At 71.7% G+C, this 20,967-nt stretch carries 19 protein-coding genes; 11 read left to right on the top strand and 8 right to left on the bottom strand.

Translation table 11 applies throughout. From position 1 onward, the window contains the following. Positions 1 to 93: 93 nt before the first annotated feature. Entirely contained in the window at positions 94 to 1,365 is a 1,272-nt protein-coding gene (locus ABZZ79_RS23520) for a hypothetical protein (RefSeq protein ID WP_356691645.1), read from the bottom strand. A 337-nt stretch (positions 1,366 to 1,702) separates the two neighbouring features. Here ABZZ79_RS23520 and ABZZ79_RS23515 point away from each other — a divergent pair, with 337 nt between their 5' ends. The 6 genes from ABZZ79_RS23515 to ABZZ79_RS23490 all read left to right on the top strand — a co-directional run bounded on the left by ABZZ79_RS23515 (position 1,703) and on the right by ABZZ79_RS23490 (position 10,533). Then, positions 1,703 to 4,570, top strand: coding sequence for a SulP family inorganic anion transporter (locus ABZZ79_RS23515; RefSeq protein ID WP_356691643.1), 2,868 nt, complete (start codon positions 1,703 to 1,705; stop codon positions 4,568 to 4,570). Positions 4,571 to 5,124: 554 nt separating this feature from the next. After that, the gene (gene acs, locus ABZZ79_RS23510; protein WP_356691641.1) at positions 5,125 to 7,080 is read left to right on the top strand and encodes an acetate--CoA ligase; all 1,956 of its coding nucleotides are present in this window, start codon (positions 5,125 to 5,127) and stop codon (positions 7,078 to 7,080) included. Positions 7,081 to 7,253: 173 nt separating this feature from the next. Then, the gene (gene nhaA / locus ABZZ79_RS23505) at positions 7,254 to 8,684 is read left to right on the top strand and encodes a Na+/H+ antiporter NhaA (RefSeq protein WP_356691639.1); all 1,431 of its coding nucleotides are present in this window, start codon (positions 7,254 to 7,256) and stop codon (positions 8,682 to 8,684) included. 57 nt (positions 8,685 to 8,741) lie between these two features. Continuing rightward, positions 8,742 to 9,230 (top strand): phage holin family protein, encoded by a 489-nt coding sequence (locus ABZZ79_RS23500; protein WP_356691637.1) that lies wholly within the window; start codon positions 8,742 to 8,744, stop codon positions 9,228 to 9,230. Next, on the top strand, positions 9,227 to 10,165 hold the full coding sequence (locus tag ABZZ79_RS23495) for an alpha/beta hydrolase (protein WP_356691635.1): 939 nt from the start codon (positions 9,227 to 9,229) through the stop codon (positions 10,163 to 10,165). Before ABZZ79_RS23500 ends, ABZZ79_RS23495 begins: the two co-directional genes overlap by 4 nt. Before the next feature lie 188 nt (positions 10,166 to 10,353). Next, a complete protein-coding gene (locus ABZZ79_RS23490) occupies positions 10,354 to 10,533 on the top strand; it encodes a hypothetical protein (RefSeq protein ID WP_356691633.1) in 180 nt (59 codons plus the stop codon). 34 nt (positions 10,534 to 10,567) lie between these two features. On the opposite strand, the gene ABZZ79_RS23485 is transcribed toward ABZZ79_RS23490, so the two are convergent. The 3 genes from ABZZ79_RS23485 to nth form a co-directional block, all read right to left on the bottom strand. Beyond that, positions 10,568 to 11,767 (bottom strand): MarP family serine protease, encoded by a 1,200-nt coding sequence (locus tag ABZZ79_RS23485; RefSeq protein WP_356691631.1) that lies wholly within the window; start codon positions 11,765 to 11,767, stop codon positions 10,568 to 10,570. 108 nt (positions 11,768 to 11,875) lie between these two features. Continuing rightward, positions 11,876 to 12,571: a CoA pyrophosphatase gene (locus ABZZ79_RS23480; protein ID WP_356691779.1), complete on the bottom strand. Its 696-nt coding sequence runs from the start codon at positions 12,569 to 12,571 to the stop codon at positions 11,876 to 11,878. A gap of 64 nt (positions 12,572 to 12,635) precedes the next feature. Beyond that, positions 12,636 to 13,733, bottom strand: a complete 1,098-nt coding sequence (gene nth, locus ABZZ79_RS23475) for an endonuclease III (protein ID WP_356691629.1) — start codon at positions 13,731 to 13,733, stop codon at positions 12,636 to 12,638. A 251-nt stretch (positions 13,734 to 13,984) separates the two neighbouring features. Here nth and ABZZ79_RS23470 point away from each other — a divergent pair, with 251 nt between their 5' ends. Both ABZZ79_RS23470 and ABZZ79_RS23465 read left to right on the top strand, forming a co-directional pair. Continuing rightward, a complete protein-coding gene (locus ABZZ79_RS23470; RefSeq protein WP_133928442.1) occupies positions 13,985 to 14,659 on the top strand; it encodes a Crp/Fnr family transcriptional regulator in 675 nt (224 codons plus the stop codon). Positions 14,660 to 14,747: 88 nt separating this feature from the next. Next, on the top strand, positions 14,748 to 15,584 hold the full coding sequence (locus ABZZ79_RS23465) for a nucleotidyltransferase domain-containing protein (RefSeq protein ID WP_356691626.1): 837 nt from the start codon (positions 14,748 to 14,750) through the stop codon (positions 15,582 to 15,584). A 77-nt stretch (positions 15,585 to 15,661) separates the two neighbouring features. Here the strand turns inward: ABZZ79_RS23465 and ABZZ79_RS23460 are convergent, their stop codons facing one another. From ABZZ79_RS23460 to ABZZ79_RS23445, 4 genes are all read right to left on the bottom strand, one after another. After that, complete coding sequence (locus tag ABZZ79_RS23460) at positions 15,662 to 16,492, bottom strand: MBL fold metallo-hydrolase (protein ID WP_356691624.1); 831 nt, start codon at positions 16,490 to 16,492, stop codon at positions 15,662 to 15,664. Then, positions 16,489 to 17,400, bottom strand: a complete 912-nt coding sequence (locus ABZZ79_RS23455; RefSeq protein ID WP_356691622.1) for an NUDIX hydrolase — start codon at positions 17,398 to 17,400, stop codon at positions 16,489 to 16,491. Before ABZZ79_RS23455 ends, ABZZ79_RS23460 begins: the two co-directional genes overlap by 4 nt. 293 nt (positions 17,401 to 17,693) lie before the next feature. Further along, entirely contained in the window at positions 17,694 to 18,161 is a 468-nt protein-coding gene (locus ABZZ79_RS23450; RefSeq protein WP_356691620.1) for a RidA family protein, read from the bottom strand. Next, the gene (locus ABZZ79_RS23445) at positions 18,158 to 18,328 is read right to left on the bottom strand and encodes a DUF4177 domain-containing protein (protein ID WP_356691618.1); all 171 of its coding nucleotides are present in this window, start codon (positions 18,326 to 18,328) and stop codon (positions 18,158 to 18,160) included. Before ABZZ79_RS23445 ends, ABZZ79_RS23450 begins: the two co-directional genes overlap by 4 nt. Before the next feature lie 161 nt (positions 18,329 to 18,489). On the opposite strand from ABZZ79_RS23445, the gene ABZZ79_RS23440 reads away from it, so the two are divergent. The 3 genes from ABZZ79_RS23440 to ABZZ79_RS23430 are packed head-to-tail and all read left to right on the top strand — an operon-like array spanning position 18,490 to position 20,932. Further along, complete coding sequence (locus ABZZ79_RS23440; RefSeq protein ID WP_356691616.1) at positions 18,490 to 19,467, top strand: ArsA-related P-loop ATPase; 978 nt, start codon at positions 18,490 to 18,492, stop codon at positions 19,465 to 19,467. Further along, positions 19,464 to 20,780 carry an ArsA family ATPase gene (locus ABZZ79_RS23435; protein ID WP_356691614.1) on the top strand — a complete coding sequence of 439 codons (1,317 nt, stop codon included), beginning with the start codon at positions 19,464 to 19,466 and terminating at the stop codon, positions 20,778 to 20,780. Before ABZZ79_RS23440 ends, ABZZ79_RS23435 begins: the two co-directional genes overlap by 4 nt. Further along, the gene (locus ABZZ79_RS23430; protein WP_356691612.1) at positions 20,777 to 20,932 is read left to right on the top strand and encodes a hypothetical protein; all 156 of its coding nucleotides are present in this window, start codon (positions 20,777 to 20,779) and stop codon (positions 20,930 to 20,932) included. The genes ABZZ79_RS23435 and ABZZ79_RS23430 overlap by 4 nt, the downstream gene beginning before the upstream one ends. Positions 20,933 to 20,967 lie beyond the last annotated feature (35 nt).

The raw sequence follows: 20,967 nt of genomic DNA, 5'->3' as shown, positions 1-20,967 counted from the left end.
CCGCCCGCCCCCGGCGCCGCCGCGTCCCCGTCGGGACCTACCACCCGTGCCGGAGGCACCGGCGGGTACGCACCCGCACCCCGGGCACAGCTTCTACGGCCGTGCGGCGGGTGCTCCCGGCACGCCCTTCGGGGCCGGGGCCGGGTTGGCCGACAGGAAGGACTCCCAGCCCTGCCCGGGAGCCTCGCCGACGTTCAGGGTGCCCAGCTTGGCCAGGGTGTCGGGGTCCTGGGCGTCAAGCCAGTCGGCGAGCTGCCGGAAGGAGACGCAGCGCACCTCGGACTTGGTGCACACCCGCTCGACGACCTCCTGCACGGCACGCATGTAGGTGCCGCCGTTCCAGGACTCGAAGTGGTTGCCGATGATCAGGGGTGCGCGGTTGCCGTCGTAGGCCCGCTGGAAGCCGGCCAGCAGGCCGTCGCGCATCTGGTCGCCCCAGAACGTGTACTTGGCCGGGTCGCCCTGAGTCGTGGTGCCCGACTGGTTGACCATGAAGTTGTAGTCCATGGTGAGCTGCTCGAAGGTGTGGCCGGGGAAGGGCACGAGCTGCATGGACAGATCCCACAGCCCTTCCTTCTTGCCGGGCCAGACCTGGTTGTTGACGCCGCTGGTGTCATAGCGGAAGCCCAGTTCACGGGCGGCCTTGCGGAAGTTGTCCTGTCCTTCCAGGCAGGGCGTGCGGGCGCCGATGAGCTCCTTGTCGTAGTCGAAGGGCAGCGGGGCCGCCTTCGTCATCCCGGTGTTGGTCTTCCAGGACTTCACGAAGCTCTTGGCCTGGGCGATCTCGTCCTTCCACTCCTCGACCGACCACTCGCCGACACCACCACCCTTGCCGCAGAAGTGGCCGTTGAAGTGGGTGCCGACCTCGCTGCCCTCCATCCACGCCAGGCGCAGCTGCTTCACTGTGTCCGCGATGCCCTGCTGGTCGTTGAAGCCGATGTCCGAACGGCCCGGGGAGTGCTGCGGGGGCCGGTAGAGGTCGCGCTTGTCCTCGGGCAGCATGTACACACCGCTGAGGAAGTACGTCATGGTCGCGTTGTTGTCCTTGGCGACCTTGCGGAAGTGGGAGAACAGTTTCTGGCTGTCCTCGCCCGCGCCGTCCCAGGAGAACACCACGAACTGCGGGGGCTTCTGACCGGGCTTCAGGCGCTCGGGCCTCGGCAGATGCGGCTGGGCCCCGGTGTACGCGGTGGAGCCGTCGCCGATCAGGCGGGTCGCGCTCTTGGGCGCCGGAGCCGGCTTCGCCTTCTGCGGGCCGGACACCCCCTGCTCCGAACCGTTGCTGCCCGTCGTGCAGCCGGCCAGGGAGGCGGCACAGGCCGCGACGGCCACAGCGCCCGCGACGATCCTCTGGGTGGCGGCCATCTTCCGCCCACCTTCTTCCTTCTCTCAGGCCAACGCTGATGAGGCGTGTGCGAGGTGATGTGCCGGGCGAGCCGACAGCGCCGCAAACCTCGCACGAGACCGAGAAGGAATAAGTACGACAAGCCGATCAAAAGACTGCTTCACTCATTCGGAGTGGTGTATTAACCCATTTGCGTCGAAAATTCAGGCGGAGCCTTTACTCTGAATTACGATCCGTTTACCGAACGTTGATTCATCCCGCCGCTGCACGCCGTGACCCACGGCCGCGACCCGACCCCGCCTCCTGGGCGGGGACCACCTGTTCCGCGACCGCGCCGCCCCGGAGGAGACGGGAACAATGTCAGCCAGCGTCCCCACGCACTCCCAGTCCGCCACCTACCCCCAGCCCCTCAGCCCCGCGCCCACGGGGGAAACCGCCTCCGCCGGCTCCAGCCGCACCGGCCGCAGCCACCGACCGCACAGCCCCCCGGCGGACCCGCGCCGCCGCCGACCGCGCCTCGCGGGCGCCGACGTGTCCGCCTCGATCGCGGTCTTCCTGATCGCTCTGCCCCTCTCGCTCGGTATCGCCCTGGCCACCGACGCCCCCTTGCAGGCCGGCCTCGTCGCCGCCGCCGTGGGCGGACTGGTCGCCGGGCTGATCGGCGGCTCCCCGCTCCAGGTCAGCGGGCCGGCCGCCGGCCTGACAGTCGTCACCGCCGACCTCATCCACCGGTACGGCTGGCGCACAACCTGCGCCATCACCGTCCTCGCCGGAATGACCCAACTGCTCCTGGGCAGAGTGCGCGTGGCCCGCACCGCGCTCGCCGTCAGCCCCGCGATCGTCCACGGCATGCTCGCCGGGATCGGCGTCACCATCGCCGTCGCCCAGCTGCACATCGTCCTCGGCGGCACCCCGCAGAGCTCGGTGCTCGCCAACCTCCGCGCACTTCCCGCCCAGTTGGCGCGTCTGCACCCCGCCGCCGTCTCGATGAGCATCCTGACGCTCGCCGTGCTGCTGCTCTGGCCCAGACTTCCGGGCCGGGCGGGGCGGCTGCTGCGTATCGTCCCGGCCCCCCTCGTCGCCGTCGCCGCGGCCACCGTGACCGCCTCGCTCACCGCGCTCAGCCTGCCCAAGGTGGAGCTGCCGTCCTGGAGCAGTCACGCCCTGGTGGGCCTGCCAGAGGGACCGGTGACCGGCATCGCCGCCGCCGTGCTCACCATCACCCTGGTGTGCAGCGTGCAGTCGCTGCTCGGCGCGGTCGCCGTGGACAAGCTGGTCGCCGCCCAGCAGGCGGTCGCCGTCACGCCGGGTGGTGTCCCGGCCGGCCCCGGCACGACCACCCCCGGCACCCCCCGGCCCCGCACCCAGCTCCGCCCCACCCGCTCCAATCTCGACCGCGAGCTGCTGGGCCAGGGCGCGGCCAACATCGTCTCCGGAGCCCTCGGTGGGCTGCCCGTGGCGGGTGTGGCCGTACGAAGTTCCGCGAATGTGCAAGCGGGCGCGATCAGCCGGAACTCCACGATGCTGCACGGCGTTCTCGTAGTAGTCGCCGCGCTGCTGATGGTCCCGATCCTGGAGCTCATCCCGCTCGCCTCGCTCGCCGCCCTGGTGATGGCCGTCGGCATCCAGATGGTGTCCCTTCACCACATCCGCACGGTGACCCGCCACCGAGAAGCGCTGGTCTACGCCGCCACCATCACCGGCGTGGTGCTGCTCGGTGTCCTGGAGGGCGTGGCGCTCGGCATCGCCGTGGCCGTCGCCGTCGCCATGAACCGCCTCGCCCACACCCGCATCACGCACGACGAGAAGGAAGGAGTCCATCACGTACATGTAAGAGGCCAGTTGACGTTCCTCGCGGTGCCACGGCTCAGCCGCGCCCTGCATCTCGTACCCCAAGGCACCCAGGTCGTCGTGGAGTTGGACGGCTCGTTCATGGACCACGCGGCCTACGAGACGCTGCACGACTGGCAGAGCACGCACACCGCCCAGGGAGGCGCGGTCGAGCTGACCGGACGCCGCGCCGGAGTCCGCATCGCCGAACCCTCGGATCTCGCCGACGTCCGCGAGAGCCTGGGCGCCGGGATCGGGAACACCCCGGCCGACTCCTCCCCTTGCCGGTGCCGCCCCTGGACGCCCTGGCGCAACCACCAGTGCACGGGGCCGGAGAGCGGAGCGGCCTCGGACGGACGCCTGGGCGCGCATCGTGAGGCTCCTGCATCCAGCGGGATGCCCTCGCTGAGCGAAACGCCCTCGCCGGGCGGGCGGCCCTCGCCGAGCGGGACGCAGGCACCGAACAGCACGTCCACGTCCGACGATGCCTTTGCACCGGGAGACCCTCTCCTGTCCGGAGAGCCGCTCGGGGCCGGGGGCGCACCCAGAGCCGGGGGCACACCCGAGGCCGGAGGCTCCCCACTTCCCGGAGGCCTCTCCCTGCCCACAGGGCCCCCCGTGCCCGCCGGAGCTCTCGCCCCCGGCGACTCTCCCCCGACCAGCGCCACCCCCGGCCCCGGCATCGCCCCCGAGCCCCGCCCCGAGGGCCGGGAGCCGGGCGAGCATCAGCTGGTGCGCGGTATCAGCGCGTTCCAGCGCAACACCGCTCCACTGGTGCGGGGCGAGCTGGCGCGGCTGGCGCGGGAGGGGCAGCGTCCGTCGCAGCTGTTCCTGACGTGTGCCGACTCGCGCGTGGTGACCTCGATGATCACCTCAAGTGGTCCGGGCGACCTGTTCGTGGTGCGCAACGTGGGCAATCTCGTGCCGCTGCCGGGCGCGGAGAGCGGGGACGACTCGGTGGCGGCGGCGATCGAGTACGCGGTGGACGTGCTGCGGGTGCGCTCCATCACGGTGTGCGGGCACTCGGGGTGCGGGGCCATGCAGGCCCTGCTGAACACCGAGCCCGGAGGCGCGCGGACGCCGTTGAAGCGGTGGTTGCGGCACGGCCTGCCGAGCCTGGAGCGGATGGCGGACGACAGCCGGCCCTGGGCCCGGCTCGCCGGGCGACGTCCGGCCGACGCGGTCGAGCAGTTGTGCCTGACCAATGTCGTGCAGCAGTTGGAGCACCTGCGTGCCCATGAGTCGGTGGCCCGCGGGCTGCGGCGGGGCGCGCTGGAGCTGCACGGCGTGTACTTCCACGTCGGCGAGGCCCAGGCCTATCTGCTCACGGGCGGGGCCGGGGCGGAGCTGTTCGACCATGTGGCGGGGGCGGAGGAGGTAGGCAGCCCGGCGTGAGCGTGAGGGCGGGCCCGGGGCAGCGGACGCAAGCGCCCCGGCCCGGCCACACCGAACCTGAGTCCGCCACGCCCCCGGCCCCCGACGCCGGCGCCCTCCGCCCGCACTCACCGCCCGACCCACCCACTCACCCACCCACGCCGGCGACCCCAGACCCCCGGCACGCACACCCCGCCGACCTCAGGGACAACCACCCCCCGCACCCCCGCCACGGCTGGCCCGCTCGCCGCCGGGGCAGGAAGGCCGGGGTACGGCGGCGTTCGTCCGAACGGGCTGAGGGACGAAAGGCAGGGCCGTGTACAGAGGTCCGGCCCCGGTGTGTGAGGGCGGCTACATGCGTGAACCCCGCGGCTCGGCCGTCCGTGGGAATCGTCGTACGCCCCGGTCACAGGGATCGGCGCTCGGTCCGAAGGAGATCGGCGGAGATCGGCGGAGATCGGCGCCCGGACCTCAAAAGGTCTACACCAATTTTCGGACGACCCTTGTCATCGGACCCCCGGGTCTGATGAGCTGTGGCCTGGGACACAACGGACACCCTGGGAAAGGGAGATGTCGTGAGCAACGAAAGCCTGGCCAACCTGCTGAAGGAAGAGCGCAGGTTCGCGCCGCCCGCCGACCTGGCCGCGAACGCCAACGTCACCGCGGAGGCGTATGAGCAGGCCAAGGCTGACAGGCTCGGTTTCTGGGCCACCCAGGCCCGGCGCCTGACCTGGGCCAAGGAACCGACCGAGACCCTCGACTGGTCGAACCCGCCGTTCGCGAAGTGGTTCAAGGACGGCGAGCTGAACGTCGCGTACAACTGCGTCGACCGTCATGTCGAGGCCGGCCACGGCGACCGCGTCGCCATCCACTTCGAGGGCGAGCCGGGCGACAGCCGCGCCATCACCTACGCCGAGCTCAAGGACGAGGTGTCCAGGGCGGCGAACGCGCTGCTGGAGCTGGGTGTGCGCAAGGGCGACCGGGTCGCCGTCTACATGCCGATGATCCCGGAGACGGCGGTCGCGATGCTGGCGTGCGCCCGGATCGGCGCCGCGCACTCCGTCGTCTTCGGCGGCTTCTCCGCGGACGCGCTCGCCACCCGCATCCAGGACGCCGACGCCAAGGTCGTCATCACCTCCGACGGCGGCTACCGCCGCGGCAAGCCCTCCGCGCTCAAGCCCGCCGTGGACGAGGCGATCGGCAAGGTGGACAACGTCGAGCACGTGCTCGTCGTACGCCGTACCGGCCAGGACGTCGCCTTCACCGAGGGCCGCGACGTGTGGTGGCACGACATCGTCACCCGCCAGTCCGCCGAGCACACGCCCGAGGCGTTCGAGGCCGAGCACCCGCTGTTCATCCTCTACACCTCCGGCACGACGGGTAAGCCCAAGGGCATCCTGCACACCTCCGGCGGCTACCTCACCCAGGCGGCGTACACCCACCACGCCGTCTTCGACCTCAAGCCGGCCACCGACGTGTACTGGTGCACCGCCGACGTCGGCTGGGTGACCGGCCACTCGTACATCGTCTACGGCCCGCTCGCCAACGGTGCCACCCAGGTCATGTACGAGGGCACCCCGGACACCCCGCACCAGGGCCGGTTCTGGGAGATCGTCCAGAAGTACGGCGTGACGATCCTCTACACCGCGCCCACCGCCATCCGCACGTTCATGAAGTGGGGCGACGACATCCCCGCCAAGTTCGACCTCAGCAGCCTGCGCGTGCTGGGGTCGGTGGGCGAGCCGATCAACCCCGAGGCCTGGATCTGGTACCGCAAGCACATCGGCGCCGACACCACCCCGGTCGTGGACACCTGGTGGCAGACCGAGACCGGCGCGATGATGATCTCCCCGCTGCCCGGCGTCACCGAGGCCAAGCCCGGCTCCGCCCAGCGCCCGCTGCCCGGCATCTCCGCCACCGTGGTCGACGACGACGCCAACGAGGTACCCAACGGCGGCGGCGGCTACCTGGTGCTCACCGAGCCCTGGCCGTCGATGCTGCGCACCATCTGGGGCGACGACCAGCGCTTCCTCGACACCTACTGGTCCCGCTTCGAGGGCAAGTACTTCGCCGGCGACGGCGCGAAGAAGGACGACGACGGCGACATCTGGCTCCTCGGCCGCGTCGACGACGTCATGCTCGTGTCCGGCCACAACATCTCCACCACCGAGGTCGAGTCCGCCCTCGTCTCCCACCCCTCCGTCGCCGAGGCCGCCGTCGTGGGCGCCGCCGACGACACCACCGGCCAGGCCATCGTCGCGTTCGTCATCCTGCGCGGCACCGCCTCCGAGGACGAGGGCCTCGTCGACGCCCTGCGCAACCACGTCGGCGCCACCCTCGGCCCCATCGCCAAACCCAAGCGGATCCTCCCGGTGGCCGAACTGCCCAAGACCCGCTCCGGCAAGATCATGCGCCGCCTCCTGCGCGACGTCGCCGAGAACCGCCAGCTCGGAGACGTCACCACCCTCACCGACTCAACCGTCATGGACCTCATCCAGACAAAGCTCCCCGCGGCATCCAGCGAGGACTGAGTCCCGGCACGACGAGGGGCACCCGGCGCACCCCGCGCCGGGTGCCCCTTTTGCACTTAACGTGAGGGTCATCGGACAGCCCCGTCGCACCTTAGGTAAACTAAACAAAAAGGTGCGCCGGGAAGTCTGGTCGGCAAGTACTCCGTCCTGCCCACCGACCGGAGGTCCTCCCCGTGTCCGCGCCCCGCACCACCACCCCCCGCAAGTTCCTCGGCCGTCTGTCCCTGCCCGAGCGGACCTACGTCGCGGACGCGCTGCGCACCGAGACCGTCGGCGGTGTCCTGCTGCTGATCGCCGCGACCGCCTCCCTGATCTGGGCGAACATCCCCGCGCTGCACGACAGTTACGAGAGCGTGGCGCACCATCACATCGGCCCCGAGGCCCTCGGCCTGAATCTCTCCGTCGCGCACTGGGCCGCGGACGGGCTGCTCGCGATCTTCTTCTTCGTCGCCGGAATCGAGCTCAAGCGCGAGCTCGTCGCCGGAGACCTGCGCGATCCCAAGGCCGCCGTCCTGCCCGTCGTCGCCGCACTGTGCGGAATGGCGGTGCCCGCGCTGGTCTACGCCCTCACCAACGCCGTGGGCGGCGGCTCCCTCCAGGGCTGGGCCGTGCCCACGGCCACCGACATCGCCTTCGCGCTCGCGGTGCTCGCGGTCATCGGCACCTCCCTGCCCAGCGCCCTGCGCGCCTTTCTGCTCACGCTCGCGGTCGTCGACGACCTGTTCGCGATCCTGATCATCGCGATCTTCTTCACCGAGCAGATCGACTTCGCCGCGCTCGGGGGCGCCTTCGTCGGCCTCGCCCTCTTCTGGCTGCTGCTGCGCAAGGGCGTACGCGGGTGGTACGTCTATGTACCGCTGGCGCTGGTGATCTGGGCGCTGATGTTCAACAGCGGCGTCCACGCGACCATCGCGGGCGTCGCCATGGGCCTGATGCTGCGCTGTTCCACCCGCGAGGGCGAGGAGCAGTCCCCCGGCGAGCACATCGAGCACCTCGTACGGCCCCTGTCGGCGGGACTCGCCGTACCCCTGTTCGCGCTGTTCAACGCGGGTGTGTCGGTGTCGGGCGAGGCACTGGCGGAAGTGTTCACCAGGCCGGAGGCCCTCGGTGTGGTCCTGGGCCTGGTCCTGGGCAAGGCGTTCGGCATCTTCGGCGGCACCTGGCTGACCGTCCGCTTCACCCGGGCGACCCTCAGCGAGGAGCTCCAGTGGGCGGACGTGTTCGCCGTCGCCTCGCTCGCCGGGATCGGGTTCACCGTCTCGCTGCTCATCGGCGAGCTCGCGTTCGAGGACGACCCCGCGCTGATGGGCGAGGTCAAGACCGCCGTCCTGGTGGGATCGCTGATCGCGGCGATCCTGGCCACCGTCCTGCTGAAGATCCGCAACGCCGAGTACCGGCGCCTGTGCGAGGTCGAGGAGCGCGACGAGGACATGGACGGCATCCCGGACATCTACGAGGAGGACGAGCCGGACTACCACCTGCGGATGGCCGAGATCCACGAGCGCAAGGCGGCCGAGCACCGCAGGCTCGCCGAGGAGAAGGCCGCCGCGCGGCTTGCCGAAGTGACGGGCGGGGCAAGCGAGGAGAACCACCGTCCGGCATGATCTGACGGGACGGTACAAAAGACACTGCACATATCCAGACAGAAGAGGGAGACCGCGATGAGCGCACCCGACGGCAGCCCGGTCGGCGCCGAACGCAGCATCGGCCAGTTGTTCGCCTCCGCGACCACCGAGTTGTCGGCGCTCGTGCACGACGAGATCGCGCTGGCGAAGGCTCAGCTCAAGCAGGACGTCAAGCGCGGCGCGACGAGCGGCGGCGCCTTCACGGTGGCCGGCGCGGTGCTGGTGTTCTCCCTGCCGATGCTCAACTTCGCCCTCGCCTACGGCATTCGCACGTGGAGCGACTGGAACCTCGCCATCTGCTTCCTGCTGTCCTTCGCGGCGAACGTCCTGGTCGCGGCCGTCCTGGCACTGATCGGCGTGGTCTTCGCGAAGAAGACCTCCAAGAGCAAGGGTCCGCAGAAGGTCGCCGCGTCCATGAAGGAATCGGCGAACGTCCTGCAGAACGCGAAGCCGCACCCGCGGCCCGCGCTGACGCAGGAGCGTGCGCCCGAGGCCATCGAGGCTGTGGCACGCTCGTCGTCATGACGGACCCCGCCACTCCCCCGGCCCCGCCCGCTTCGGTCATCCGACCGGACGGGCCCTGGACGCACCGCGAGGTCGCCGCCAACGGCGCGCGCTTCCACATCGCGGAGGTCGGCGACGGCCCGCTCGTGATGCTGCTGCACGGCTTCCCGCAGTTCTGGTGGACCTGGCGGCACCAGCTGACCGCGCTTGCCGACGCCGGTTTCCGGGCCGTCGCCATGGACCTGCGCGGCGTGGGCGGCAGCGACCGCACCCCACGCGGCTACGACCCCGCGAACCTCGCCCTCGACGTCACCGGCGTGATCCGCTCCCTCGGCGAGCCCGACGCCGCGCTGGTCGGCCACGACCTGGGCGGCTATCTGGCCTGGACGGCGGCCGTGATGCGGCCCAAGCTGATCCGCCGGCTGGCGGTGGCCTCGATGCCCCACCCGCGGCGCTGGCGCTCGGCGATGCTCGCCGACGTCAAGCAGAGCACCGCGAGCTCCTACATCTGGGGCTTCCAGCGGCCCTGGATCCCCGAGCGGCAGCTCGTCGCCGACGAGGGAGCGCTGGTCGGGCGGCTGATCCGGGACTGGTCCGGCCCCCGGCTGCCGGACGACGAGGCCGTACGGACCTACCAGCGGGCCATGTGCATCCCCTCCACGGCCCACTGCTCCATCGAGCCGTACCGCTGGATGGTGCGCTCGCTGGCCCGGCCGGACGGCTTCCAGTTCAACCGGCGGATGAAGCGGCCCGTACGGGTGCCCACGCTGCATCTGCACGGCTCGCTCGACCCGGTGACGCGGACCCGCAGCGCGGCGGGCTCCGGCCAGTACGTCGAGGCGCCCTACCGCTGGCGGCTGTTCGACGGACTCGGGCACTTCCCGCACGAGGAGGACCCGGTGGCCTTCTCCACCGAGCTGATCAACTGGCTGAAGGACCCCGAGCCGGACCGCTGACCGCCCCCGCCTCACCCGAACGGGCGCCCCGGCCCGAACCGTTTCCGGCTCCGTCCGTGACCGCGCCGGTGCGCCCGGTACCCGGAAGCGGAACACCTGTCCTACGAACGGCCAATTGCCCGGCGCATAGGCCAATTGGGGGCCACGACGGCGATTATCGACCTTGGGGCAGGGGCAGACGTCGGGGTATGGGCTGGACGCACGACTACAGTGACGCAGCACGCGACCGACGCTCGGGCAACTCCCTGAGCTCCCACCAGCGAGGAGGCCCGCCGCTGCCGGGCTCCGACCTCCGGGTGGGCATTCCAGACATTCTGCGCCGCCGGGCCCGCTGGGTCTCGGTACGGCTGCGCCATCCCCGCGGCTGACACCCGCAACGGCTGACGTCCTGGCGGCTGCCGCTCAGAGCGCGCAGCTGTCGCTGTCCACCTGCTGGGTCGCCGTACGGCCCTTGGTGATGTCCTCCGCGATCTCGTCCGCGGTCAGGGCGTAGCCGGTGTCGGCGTCGTCCAGGGACTTCGCGAAGACCACGCCGTACACCTTGCCCTCGGGGGTGAGCAGCGGGCCGCCGGAGTTGCCCTGGCGGACGGTCGCGTACAGCGAGTAGACATCACGGCGGACGGTGCCGCGGTGGTAGATGTCCGGTCCGTTGGCCGGGATCCGCCCGCGCACCCGTGCGGCGCGCACGTCGTACGACCCGTTCTCCGGGAAGCCGGCGACGATCGCTCCGTCGCCGCTCTCGGCGTCGCCGGAGGCGAACCGCAGGGCGGGCGCGCTCAGGTCGGGCACGTCCAGGACGGCGATGTCGCGCTTCCAGTCGTACAGGACGACGGTGGCGTCGTAGCGGCGGCCCTCGCCGCCGATCTGGACGGTGGGTTCGTCGACGCCGCCGACGACGTGCGCGTTGGTCATCACCCGGCGGTCGTCGAAGACGAAGCCGGTGCCCTCCAGGACCTTGCCGCAACTCTGGGCGGTGCCCATCACCTTGACGATGGATCGCTTGGCCCGGACGGCGACGGCACTGTCGGCCAGGGCCGGGTCCGGCGGCCGTACGTCCGTGATCGGCTCGTTGGCGAAGGGGCTGAAGACCTGCGGGAAGCCGTTCTGGGCGAGGACCGTGGAGAAGTCGGTGAACCAGGTGTCGGCCTGCGCGGGCAGCACCCGGGAGACGCCGAGCAGCACCTTGGAGTTGCGGACCTCCTTGCCGAGGGTCGGCAGGGTGGTGCCGGCCAGGGCGGAGCCGATGAGCCAGGCGACCAGCAGCATGGCCACGACGTTGACCAGGGCGCCGCCGGTGGCGTCCAGCGCGCGGGCCGGGGACCAGGTGATGTGCCGGCGCAGCTTGTTCCCGAGGTGGGTGGTCAGCGCCTGGCCGACCGACGCGCAGACGATCACCACGACGACCGCGACGACCGCGGCGGTCGTGCTGACCTCGGCGTTGTCGGTCAGCGCGTCCCACAGGACGGGCAGCGTGTAGACGGCGACCAGGCCGCCGCCGAGGAAGCCGATCACCGACAGGATGCCGACGACGAAGCCCTGGCGGTAGCCCACGATCGCGAACCACACGGCGGCGACCAGCAACAGGATGTCCAGCACGTTCACTGCTTCGGGCCTCGCCTCGTCATCTTCCGTCCACTCCACACGGCCTGGGGGCCGGGCCGCTGTGCCGCGGCAAACGCACCCAGTGTCCCCCGCACGCAGGCCACCCTGTCATGAGCGCCAGTCGAGCGGGACCTGCCTGCCCCGGTCCCAGGGGCGCTCCCAGCCGGAGAAGTGCAGCAGGCGGTCGATCACACCGGCCGTGAAACCCCAGACCAGAGCCGATTCCACCAGGAATGCGGGACCTCTGTGACCACTGGGGTGGACGGTGGTGGCGCGGTTCTCGGGGTCCGTGAGATCCACCACGGGCACGGTGAACACCCGCGCGGTCTCGTTCGGGTCGACGACGCCGACCGGTGTCGGCTCGCGCCACCAGCCGAGGACCGGGGTGACGACGAAGCCGCTGACCGGGATGTAGAGCTTGGGCAGGACGCCGAAGAGCTGGACGCCGGACGGGTCGAGCCCGGTCTCCTCCTCGGCCTCGCGCAGGGCCGCCCGCAGTGGGCCGTCGGCCTTCGGGTCACCGTCCTCGGGGTCCAGGGCGCCACCCGGGAAGGAGGGCTGCCCGGCGTGCGAGCGCAGCGAGCCGGCGCGCTCCATCAGCAGCAGCTCGGGCCCCTGCTCGCCCTCGCCGAACAGGATCAGGACGGCGGACTGGCGCCCCGCGCCGTTCTCCGGGGGCAGGAAGCGGCTCAGCTCCAGCGGTTTCACCGTCTCCACGGCGTGCACCACCGGATCCAGCCACTCCGGCAGCCCCTCCTTGCTCAGCGTCACCGGTCCGCCCCGCGTATGGCTCGCGCGCGTCATAGCCACCCCCGTTCCACCCGGTCCAACGCCCGGACCCGCCGTGATCGTTCCCCTGCCCGGCACGTCATCCGGCTCCCAGCGGCGGCGCGGGCCTGCCGCCCGCGTCCAGATACGCCTGCGGGGGGTTCAGGCGCTGGCCCGGCAGGCCCGCCTTCTCGTACTTCAGCAGCTTGTTCGCCTTCTCCGGGTCGGTCTCGCCCTCGCCGTACGCCGGGCAGAGCGGGGCGATGGGGCAGGCGCCGCAGGCCGGTTTGCGGGCGTGGCAGATCCGGCGGCCGTGCCAGATGACGTGGTGCGACAGATCGGTCCAGTCGCTCCTGGGGAACAGCGCGCCGACGGCCGCCTCGATCTTGTCGGGGTCCGTCTCCTCGGTCCACTGCCAGCGCCGCACCAGCCGCTGGAAGTGCGTGTCCACGGTGATGCCGGGCCTGCCGTAGGCGTTGCCGAGCACCACGAACGCCGTCTTGCGGCCCACGCCGGGCAGCTTGACCAGGTCCTCCAGCCGGCCGGGCACCTCCCCGTCGAACTGCTCCACCAGCCCCTTGGACAGCCCTATGACCGACTTGGTCTTGGCCCGGAAGAAGCCGGTCGGGCGCAGGATCTCCTCGACCTCCTCCGGGTTGGCGGCGGCCAGGTCCTCGGGGGTGGGGTACTTCGCGAACAGCGCCGGGGTCGTCTGATTGACCCTCAGGTCGGTCGTCTGCGCCGACAGCACTGTCGCGACCAGCAGTTGGAAGGGGTTGTCGAAGTCCAGCTCGGGGTGGGCGTACGGGAAGACCTCGGCGAGCTCCCGGTTGATACGGCGAGCCCGGCGGACCAGCGCGGTGTGCGACTCGCCCTTCTTCGGCGACGCGGCTGCGACCGTCCGCGCGGGTGCGGCCTTCACCGCGGAGGTGCCCTTCGCGCCGACGGCCACGGGCTTCTTGACGGCGGCGGTCTTCTTCACGGGGGCTGTCTTCTTCGCGGCGGTCGTCTTCTTCACCGGGGCCGTCTTCTTCGCGGGAGCGGCCCGCTTCCCCGCGGCCGGTTTCCCGGCCACGGCGGCCTTCTTCCCGGCCACGGCGGCCTTCTTCCCGGCCGTCGCCCTTTTCGTCGCTTTCGCCGCTTTCCTGTCACCGTCAGGGGTCTGTTCGCCCACAGCGGAATCCCGCCGTACAACCATCCGCCCAGCCCCCTCGGCCTGCGTTCTCACCGGCGTTTTGGACACTCGGTCAGCCTACGGCCCGCCACCGACATCCGCCCCGGACCCTGAAGATCGGCGCCCAATTGGACCCCTGCCGCTTACCCCAGGACACCAGTACGGCATCCTTGTGACAGATCACACTGTTTGGACCGTCCGGCAAAATGGGCACCGTGGTCCCCTGGTACACCGGGGAGCAAGATCCCCTGAGCAGGTCGACAAGGAGAGAACTCGTGGACGACGTTCTGCGGCGCAATCCGCTCTTCGCGGCTCTCGACGACGAGCAGGCCGCGGAGCTTCGCGCCTCCATGAGCGAGGTGACGCTGGCGCGGGGCGACTCCCTGTTCCACGAGGGCGACCCGGGCGACCGGCTCTACGTCGTGACCGAGGGCAAGGTCAAGCTGCACCGCACCTCCCCCGACGGCCGCGAGAACATGCTCGCCGTCGTCGGCCCCAGCGAGCTGATCGGCGAGCTGTCGCTGTTCGACCCGGGCCCGCGCACCGCCACCGCCACCGCGCTGACCGAGGTCAAGCTGCTGGGCCTCGGCCACGGCGACCTCCAGCCCTGGCTGAACGCCCGCCCCGAGGTGGCCTCCGCGCTGCTGCGCGCCGTCGCCCGGCGACTGCGCAAGACCAACGACGCCATGTCCGACCTGGTCTTCTCCGATGTGCCCGGCCGTGTGGCGCGCGCCCTGCTGGACCTCTCGCGGCGCTTCGGCGTGCAGTCCGAGGAGGGCATCCACGTCGTCCACGACCTCACGCAGGAGGAGCTGGCCCAACTGGTCGGCGCCTCGCGCGAGACGGTCAACAAGGCGCTCGCCGACTTCGCCCAGCGCGGCTGGCTGCGCCTGGAGGCGCGGGCCGTGATCCTGCTTGACGTCGAGCGGCTGGCCAAGCGCTCCCGGTGAGTGACGCCGGCCTGAACGGCCGGTGACGTTCGTCCGCCCGCGCCGAAAATGCGCTGCCGCTGTGCCCTGAGCGGGGCACAGTGGCCCCATGACCGAGACGGTGCACCGCGCCGCCCGCGCCCCGCGGCCGGGCCTGGACGCCCAGGGCTGCATCGAGCGCGAGGGCTCCCTGGGTCGCATCCCGCACGCCTTCCGGCCCGTGGTCGTGGCGGCCCGTGACGGGCTCCTGGACCTCCTCGGCGACCGGCTGCACAGCGCGTACCTCTACGGGTCCGTCCCGCGCGGCACCGCGCGCGTAGGGCGCAGCGACCTGGACCTGCTGGTCGCGCTGCGCGAGGAGCCGGCCGACACCGACCGGGACGCCGTACGGGCGCTGGACGCCTCGCTCGACAAGCGGTTCCAGCAGGTCGACGGGGTCGGCACGCTGCTCTACAGCAGGGCGCGGCTGCTGAGCGACCTGGAGACGTACGACCTGGGCTGGTTCGTGGCGTGTCTGTGCACGCCGCTCCTCGGGGAGGACCTCGCCGAGTATCTGCCGCGCTACCGCCCCGACACCCTACTCGCCCGGGAGACCAACGGCGACCTGGCGCTGCTCCTGCCGCGCTGGCGGGAACGCATCGCCGAGGCCACGGCCCCCGAGGCGCGCCGCCGCCTGGTCCGGTACACGTCCCGGCATCTGGTCCGCACCGGCTTCACCCTGGTCATGCCGCGCTGGAACGGCTGGACCAGCGACTTGCACCGGATGGCCGAGGCCTTCGCCGCCTACTACCCGGAGCGCGCCGAACGGCTCCGCGCGGCGGCCGCCCTCGGCCACGAGCCGACCGACGACCTCGCCGTCCTGCGGTCCTACGTCGACGACCTGGGGCCCTGGCTGGAGGCGGAGTACACGCGCGTGCACGGCACGAAGGCGCCGCGGACCGAGTGAGGCCGCGCCGCCGGCCGACGCCGACATGGTCCTGACGCCAGGCCCCGGGCGATGCCGACATGATCCGACGACAGCCCCTAGATGAGGCCGTGCTCCTCCAGGTACTCCATCTGCGCCCGTACCGACAGCTCGGCGGCGGGCCACAGGGAGCGGTCCACATCGGCGTAGACGTGCCGTACGACCTGTCCGGGCGTGCGGTAGCCGTCCTCGACGGCCGTCTCGACCTGGGCCAAGCGGTGGGCGCGGTGGGCGAGGTAGAACTCCACGGCGCCCTGGGCGTCCTCCAGGACCGGCCCGTGGCCCGGAAGGACGGTGTGCACCCCGTCGTCGACCGTGAGGGACCTCAGGCGCCGCAGGGAGTCCAGATAGTCGCCCAGCCGCCCGTCGGGGTGTGCCACGACCGTCGTTCCGCGTCCCAGGATCGTGTCGCCGGTCAGCACCGCGCGGTCGGCCGGCAGATGGAAGCACAGGGAGTCGGCGGTGTGGCCGGGTGTGGGCACGACCCGCAGCTCCAGGCCGCCGAGCTCGACGACGTCCCCGGCGGCCAGGCCCTCGTCGCCCAGCCGGAGCGCCGGGTCGAGGGCACGCACGCGCGTACCCGTCAGCTCGGCGAAGCGGGCGGCGCCCTCGGCGTGGTCCGGGTGACCGTGGGTGAGCAGGGTCAGGGCGGCGCGCTTGCCCGCCTTCTCGGCGGTGTCGACGACCGTGCGCAGGTGGCCCTCGTCCAGCGGGCCGGGGTCGACCACCACGGCCAGGTCGGAGTCCGGCTCGGCGAGGATCCAGGTGTTGGTGCCGTCGAGGGTCATCGCGGAGGCGTTGGGCGCCAGCACGTTCACCGCGCGCGCGGTGGCGGGGCCGGACAGGACCGCGCCGCGCGGCTGGCCGGGCAGGGCGCTTGCGTCGGTCATGATCGGGCTCCACCCGTCGGGGTCTGCGGGGCCTGCGCGGAGGTCTCGGCGATGCCCGTCGCGACGTGCTTGGTGAACTCGTCGTGTCCCGGCCAGGTCAGCACGATCTCGCCGCCCTCCAGACGCGCCTGCGCGAGCACCGGAGCCAGGTCCCGGCCGGGCGCGGCGGCGAGCGCCTCGGCGGCCGTGGCGTACGCCATGAGCTGGCGCAGCGTCGCGATGGTGGGCGGCATCATCAGCAGCTCGCCCTTGTCGTACCCGGCGGCCGCGTCCTCGGGGCGGATCCACACCGTGCGGTCCGCCTCCGTGGAGACGTCACGGGTGCGCTGCCCGGCGGGCAGGGCCGCGACGAAGAACCAGGTGTCGTAGCGGCGTTCCTCGAACTCCGGGGTGATCCAGCGGGTCCAGGCGCCCAGCAGGTCGGAGCGCAGCACCAGGCCGCGGCGGTCGAGGAACTCGGCGAAGGACAGTTCACGCGCGACGAGTGCCGCGCGGTCGGCCTCCCAGTCCTCTCCCGTGGTGTCGCCGACGACCGCGTCCGCGGCGGGCCCGGCGAGCAGGACCCCGGCCTCCTCGAACATCTCGCGCACGGCGGCGCAGACGATCGCCTGGGCGCCGCGCTCGTCCACGCCGAGGCGTTCGGCCCACCACGCGCGCGTGGGGCCCGCCCAGCGGATCTGGTGGTCGTCGTCGCGCGGGTCGACGCCCCCGCCCGGGTAGGCGTACGCCCCTCCGGCGAAGGCCATGGACGCGCGTCTGCGCAGCATGTGCACGGCCGGACCGTCGGGGCCGTCCTTCAGCAGCACGACGGTGGCCGCGCGCCGGGGCGTCACGGGTGTGAGGGTGCCGTCCGCGAGTGCGCGGATCCGGTCCGGCCACTGAGGGGGGTACCACTGACCGTTCGCCATGGCCGGAGGCTATCCCGTGGCGGGCGGATGTTCGAGAGGTGGTGGATCATCGGCCACCGGGAGGAGGCCGGTCACCGGCCGGGCGAAGTGACGACCGCCCGGGCGAAGTGATCACCGCCCGGGCGAAGTGATCACCGGCCGGATAAGTGGTCACCGGGCGAAGTGGTCACCGGCCGGGTAAGTGGTCACCGGGCAGGGGAAGTGGTCACCGCGCCCGGAGGGGCCGGCGCACCGGACCCGGTCCGGCCCCGGGGTCGGGGCGACCGACCCCCGGAGCCGCGATCAGGCCGCGATCACGCCTCGGTCAGCTCCACCTGGACCTCGACCTCGACCGGCGCGTCCAGCGGCAGCACCGCGACGCCCACCGCGCTGCGCGCGTGCACGCCCTTGTCGCCGAGGACCTCGCCCAGCAGTTCGCTGGCGCCGTTGAGGACGGCGGGCTGGCCGGTGAAGTCGGAGGCCGAGGCCACGAATCCGACGACCTTCACCACGCGCGCGATGCGGTCCAGATCACCGGCGACGGACTTCACGGCCGCGAGCGCGTTCAGCGCGCAGATGCGGGCCAGGTCCTTGGCCTCCTCCGGGGTGACCTCCGCGCCCACCTTGCCGGTGACCGGGAGCTTGCCCTCCACCATGGGCAGCTGGCCGGCGGTGTACACGTACACGCCGCTGCGCACCGCCGGCTGGTACGCGGCCAGCGGCGGCACGACCTGCGGCAGGGTCAGCCCCAGCTCGGCGAGCTTCGCCTCGACCGCGCTCATGCCGCCTTCCCCGGCCTCGGGCGCTTCAGGTAGGCCACGAGCTGCTCGGGGTTGTTCGGCCCGGGCACGACCTGGACGAGCTCCCAGCCGTCCTCGCCCCAGGTGTCCAGAATCTGCTTCGTGGCATGGACGAGCAGAGGCACGGTTGCGTATTCCCACTTGGTCATGGGGCCGACTGTAGCCGCTGTGACGGGTGGTGCCGCGCCGGGTGGCGACCGGCCGGGGCACCGGCTCGCGGGCGCCTTCGGGAACCGTTTGTCCACAGCGTCGGCGTGTGCTTGTCCACAGCCTTGATTGCCGCGCCGCCGGACTGGTTACGCTCGAAGACGTGAGCAGGCTCCAGGTCGTCAGCGGCAAGGGCGGGACCGGTAAGACGACGGTCGCCGCGGCCCTAGCGCTGGCCCTGGCCACGGAGGGGAAGCGGACGCTCCTCGTCGAGGTCGAGGGTCGGCAAGGCATCGCACAGGTCTTCGAAACAGAGGCACTGCCCTATGAGGAACGCAAGATCGCGGTCGCTCCGGGGGGTGGGGAGGTGCACGCCCTCGCCATCGACCCCGAACTGGCCCTTCTGGACTACCTCCAGATGTTCTACAAACTCGGCGGTGCCGGACGCGCCCTGAAGAAGCTCGGCGCGATCGACTTCGCCACCACGATCGCGCCCGGCCTGCGGGACGTCCTGCTGACCGGCAAGGCGTGCGAGGCGGTCCGCCGCAAGGACCGGAGCGGGCGGTTCGTCTACGACTACGTGGTCATGGACGCACCCCCCACGGGCCGCGTCACCCGCTTCCTGAACGTCAACGACGAGGTCGCGGGCCTGGCCAGGATCGGCCCGATACACAATCAGGCGCAGGCCGTGATGCGGGTGCTGAAGTCGCCGGAGACGGCCGTGCACCTGGTGACGCTGCTGGAGGAGATGCCGGTCCAGGAGACCGCCGACGGCATCGCCGAGCTGCGCTCCGCCCGGCTCCCGGTGGGCCGGGTGATCGTCAACATGGTCCGCCCCGAGGTGCTGGACGCGGCCGGTCTGGATCTCGTACGGAATCTGCCGCGCACGGCCGTCGCGCGGTCGCTGTCGACCGCCGGGCTCGGCGGGGCGCGGCGCGGCGGGAACGCCGAGCGGCTGGTGGACCCGCTGCTGGAGCAGGCCGAGGAGTACGCCGAGCGCCACACGCTGGAGCAGGAGCAGCGCACGGTCCTCGGCGAGCTGGACCTGCCGCTGCACGAACTGCCACTGCTGGCCGAGGGCATGGACCTGGCGGGTCTGTACGAACTGGCAACCGAGCTGCGGAAGCAGGGGATCGCATGACCGCGGAGACCGTCCAGGAGCGTCGTCTCGCCCCCGTGCGCGTGCTCGACATCGACCCGCTGCTCGACGACCCGAAGACCCGCATCGTGGTGTGCTGCGGCTCGGGCGGTGTCGGCAAGACGACCACGGCGGCGGCACTGGGCCTGCGCGCGGCCGAGCGCGGCCGCAAGGTCGTGGTGCTGACCATCGACCCGGCCCGCCGGCTCGCGCAGTCCATGGGCATCGACTCGTTGGACAACACCCCGCGCAGGGTCAAGGGAATCGACGAGACGGCGGGCGGCGAACTGCACGCCATGATGCTCGACATGAAGCGCACCTTCGACGAGATCGTCGAGGCGCACGCGGACGCCGAGCGGGCGGCCGCGATCCTGGGCAACCCCTTCTACCAGTCGCTCTCGGCGGGCTTCGCGGGCACGCAGGAGTACATGGCGATGGAGAAGCTGGGCCAGCTGCGCTCGCGCGACGAGTGGGACCTGATCGTCGTCGACACGCCGCCGTCGCGGTCCGCGCTGGACTTCCTGGACGCGCCCAAGCGTCTCGGCTCGTTTCTGGACGGCAAGCTGATCCGCGTGCTGCTGGCGCCCGCGAAGGTGGGCGGGCGCGCGGGGATGATGTTCCTCAACGTCGGCATGTCGATGATGACCGGCGCCCTCGGCAAGCTGCTCGGCGGTCAACTGCTCAAGGACGTCCAGACGTTCGTGGCCGCTATGGACTCGATGTTCGGCGGTTTCCGCACCCGCGCGGACGCGACGTACAAGCTGCTCCAGGCGGCCGGGACGGCGTTTCTGGTGGTCGCGGCCCCGGAGCGGGACGCGACGCGCGAGGCCGCGTATTTCGTGGAGCGGCTCGCCGCCGAGGACATGCCGCTCGCGGGTCTGGTGCTGAACCGCGTCCACGGCAGTGGCGCCGCCCGGCTGTCGGCCGAGCGGGCGCTCGCCGCCGCGGAAAATCTTGAGGAGCCCCGCATTGTCGATCAGCCGGACGGGAAGGCTGAGCTTCGTAACTCCCCTGAGCACGACGGCAGTTCGAACTCCCCCGGCCCGAATGCCGTCGCCGGCGCCGACCCCGACACCGATTCCGGTGCCGACCATGAACGGTCCGCGGACGAACTGACCGCGGGCCTGCTGAGGCTGCACGCGGACCGCATGCACCTGCTCTCCCGCGAGCAGCGCACACGTGACCGTTTCACCGCGCTCCACCCCGAGGTGGCGGTGGCCGAAGTGGCCGCGCTGCCCGGAGACGTGCACGACCTCGCGGGGCTGCGGGACATCGGGAACCGGCTCGCGGCCCACCGCCATGAGCTGCCCGAGTGACCGCTGTCCGACGGTCCTGGGACGGGCCGCCCCGGGTCGAGCCGCTCGTCGGCTCCCGGCCGGGGCTGCTCATGGGCTCCCGGCCAGGGCTGCTCGTCGGCTGGCCGCAGCCGCTCGTCGGCTCGTGGCCGGAGCAGCCCGCGAGGCGGTGACCGGAGGCGCCCGGCGGTCGGTGACCGCGGGCGGC

The organism is Streptomyces sp. NPDC006458, assembly GCF_040612135.1.
In the GTDB taxonomy this organism is placed as follows: domain Bacteria; phylum Actinomycetota; class Actinomycetes; order Streptomycetales; family Streptomycetaceae; genus Streptomyces.
Note: the sequence above shows the minus strand (reverse complement) of the source record. Positions and strands in the feature narration are given on the sequence as shown.

Excerpts from the sequence above, each read along its gene's own strand:
- ABZZ79_RS23520 (WP_356691645.1), bottom strand. The coding sequence starts at position 1,365 with ATGGCCGCCACCCAGAGGATCGTCGCGGGCGCTGTGGCCGTCGCGGCC.
- ABZZ79_RS23515 (WP_356691643.1), top strand. The coding sequence starts at position 1,703 with ATGTCAGCCAGCGTCCCCACGCACTCCCAGTCCGCCACCTACCCCCAG.
- ABZZ79_RS23500 (WP_356691637.1), top strand. The coding sequence starts at position 8,742 with ATGAGCGCACCCGACGGCAGCCCGGTCGGCGCCGAACGCAGCATCGGC.
- ABZZ79_RS23495 (WP_356691635.1), top strand. The coding sequence starts at position 9,227 with ATGACGGACCCCGCCACTCCCCCGGCCCCGCCCGCTTCGGTCATCCGA.
- ABZZ79_RS23490 (WP_356691633.1), top strand. The coding sequence starts at position 10,354 with ATGGGCTGGACGCACGACTACAGTGACGCAGCACGCGACCGACGCTCG.
- ABZZ79_RS23480 (WP_356691779.1), bottom strand. The coding sequence starts at position 12,571 with ATGACGCGCGCGAGCCATACGCGGGGCGGACCGGTGACGCTGAGCAAG.
- nth (WP_356691629.1), bottom strand. The coding sequence starts at position 13,733 with ATGGTTGTACGGCGGGATTCCGCTGTGGGCGAACAGACCCCTGACGGT.
- ABZZ79_RS23465 (WP_356691626.1), top strand. The coding sequence starts at position 14,748 with ATGACCGAGACGGTGCACCGCGCCGCCCGCGCCCCGCGGCCGGGCCTG.
- ABZZ79_RS23460 (WP_356691624.1), bottom strand. The coding sequence starts at position 16,492 with ATGACCGACGCAAGCGCCCTGCCCGGCCAGCCGCGCGGCGCGGTCCTG.
- ABZZ79_RS23455 (WP_356691622.1), bottom strand. The coding sequence starts at position 17,400 with ATGGCGAACGGTCAGTGGTACCCCCCTCAGTGGCCGGACCGGATCCGC.
- ABZZ79_RS23450 (WP_356691620.1), bottom strand. The coding sequence starts at position 18,161 with ATGAGCGCGGTCGAGGCGAAGCTCGCCGAGCTGGGGCTGACCCTGCCG.
- ABZZ79_RS23445 (WP_356691618.1), bottom strand. The coding sequence starts at position 18,328 with ATGACCAAGTGGGAATACGCAACCGTGCCTCTGCTCGTCCATGCCACG.
- ABZZ79_RS23435 (WP_356691614.1), top strand. The coding sequence starts at position 19,464 with ATGACCGCGGAGACCGTCCAGGAGCGTCGTCTCGCCCCCGTGCGCGTG.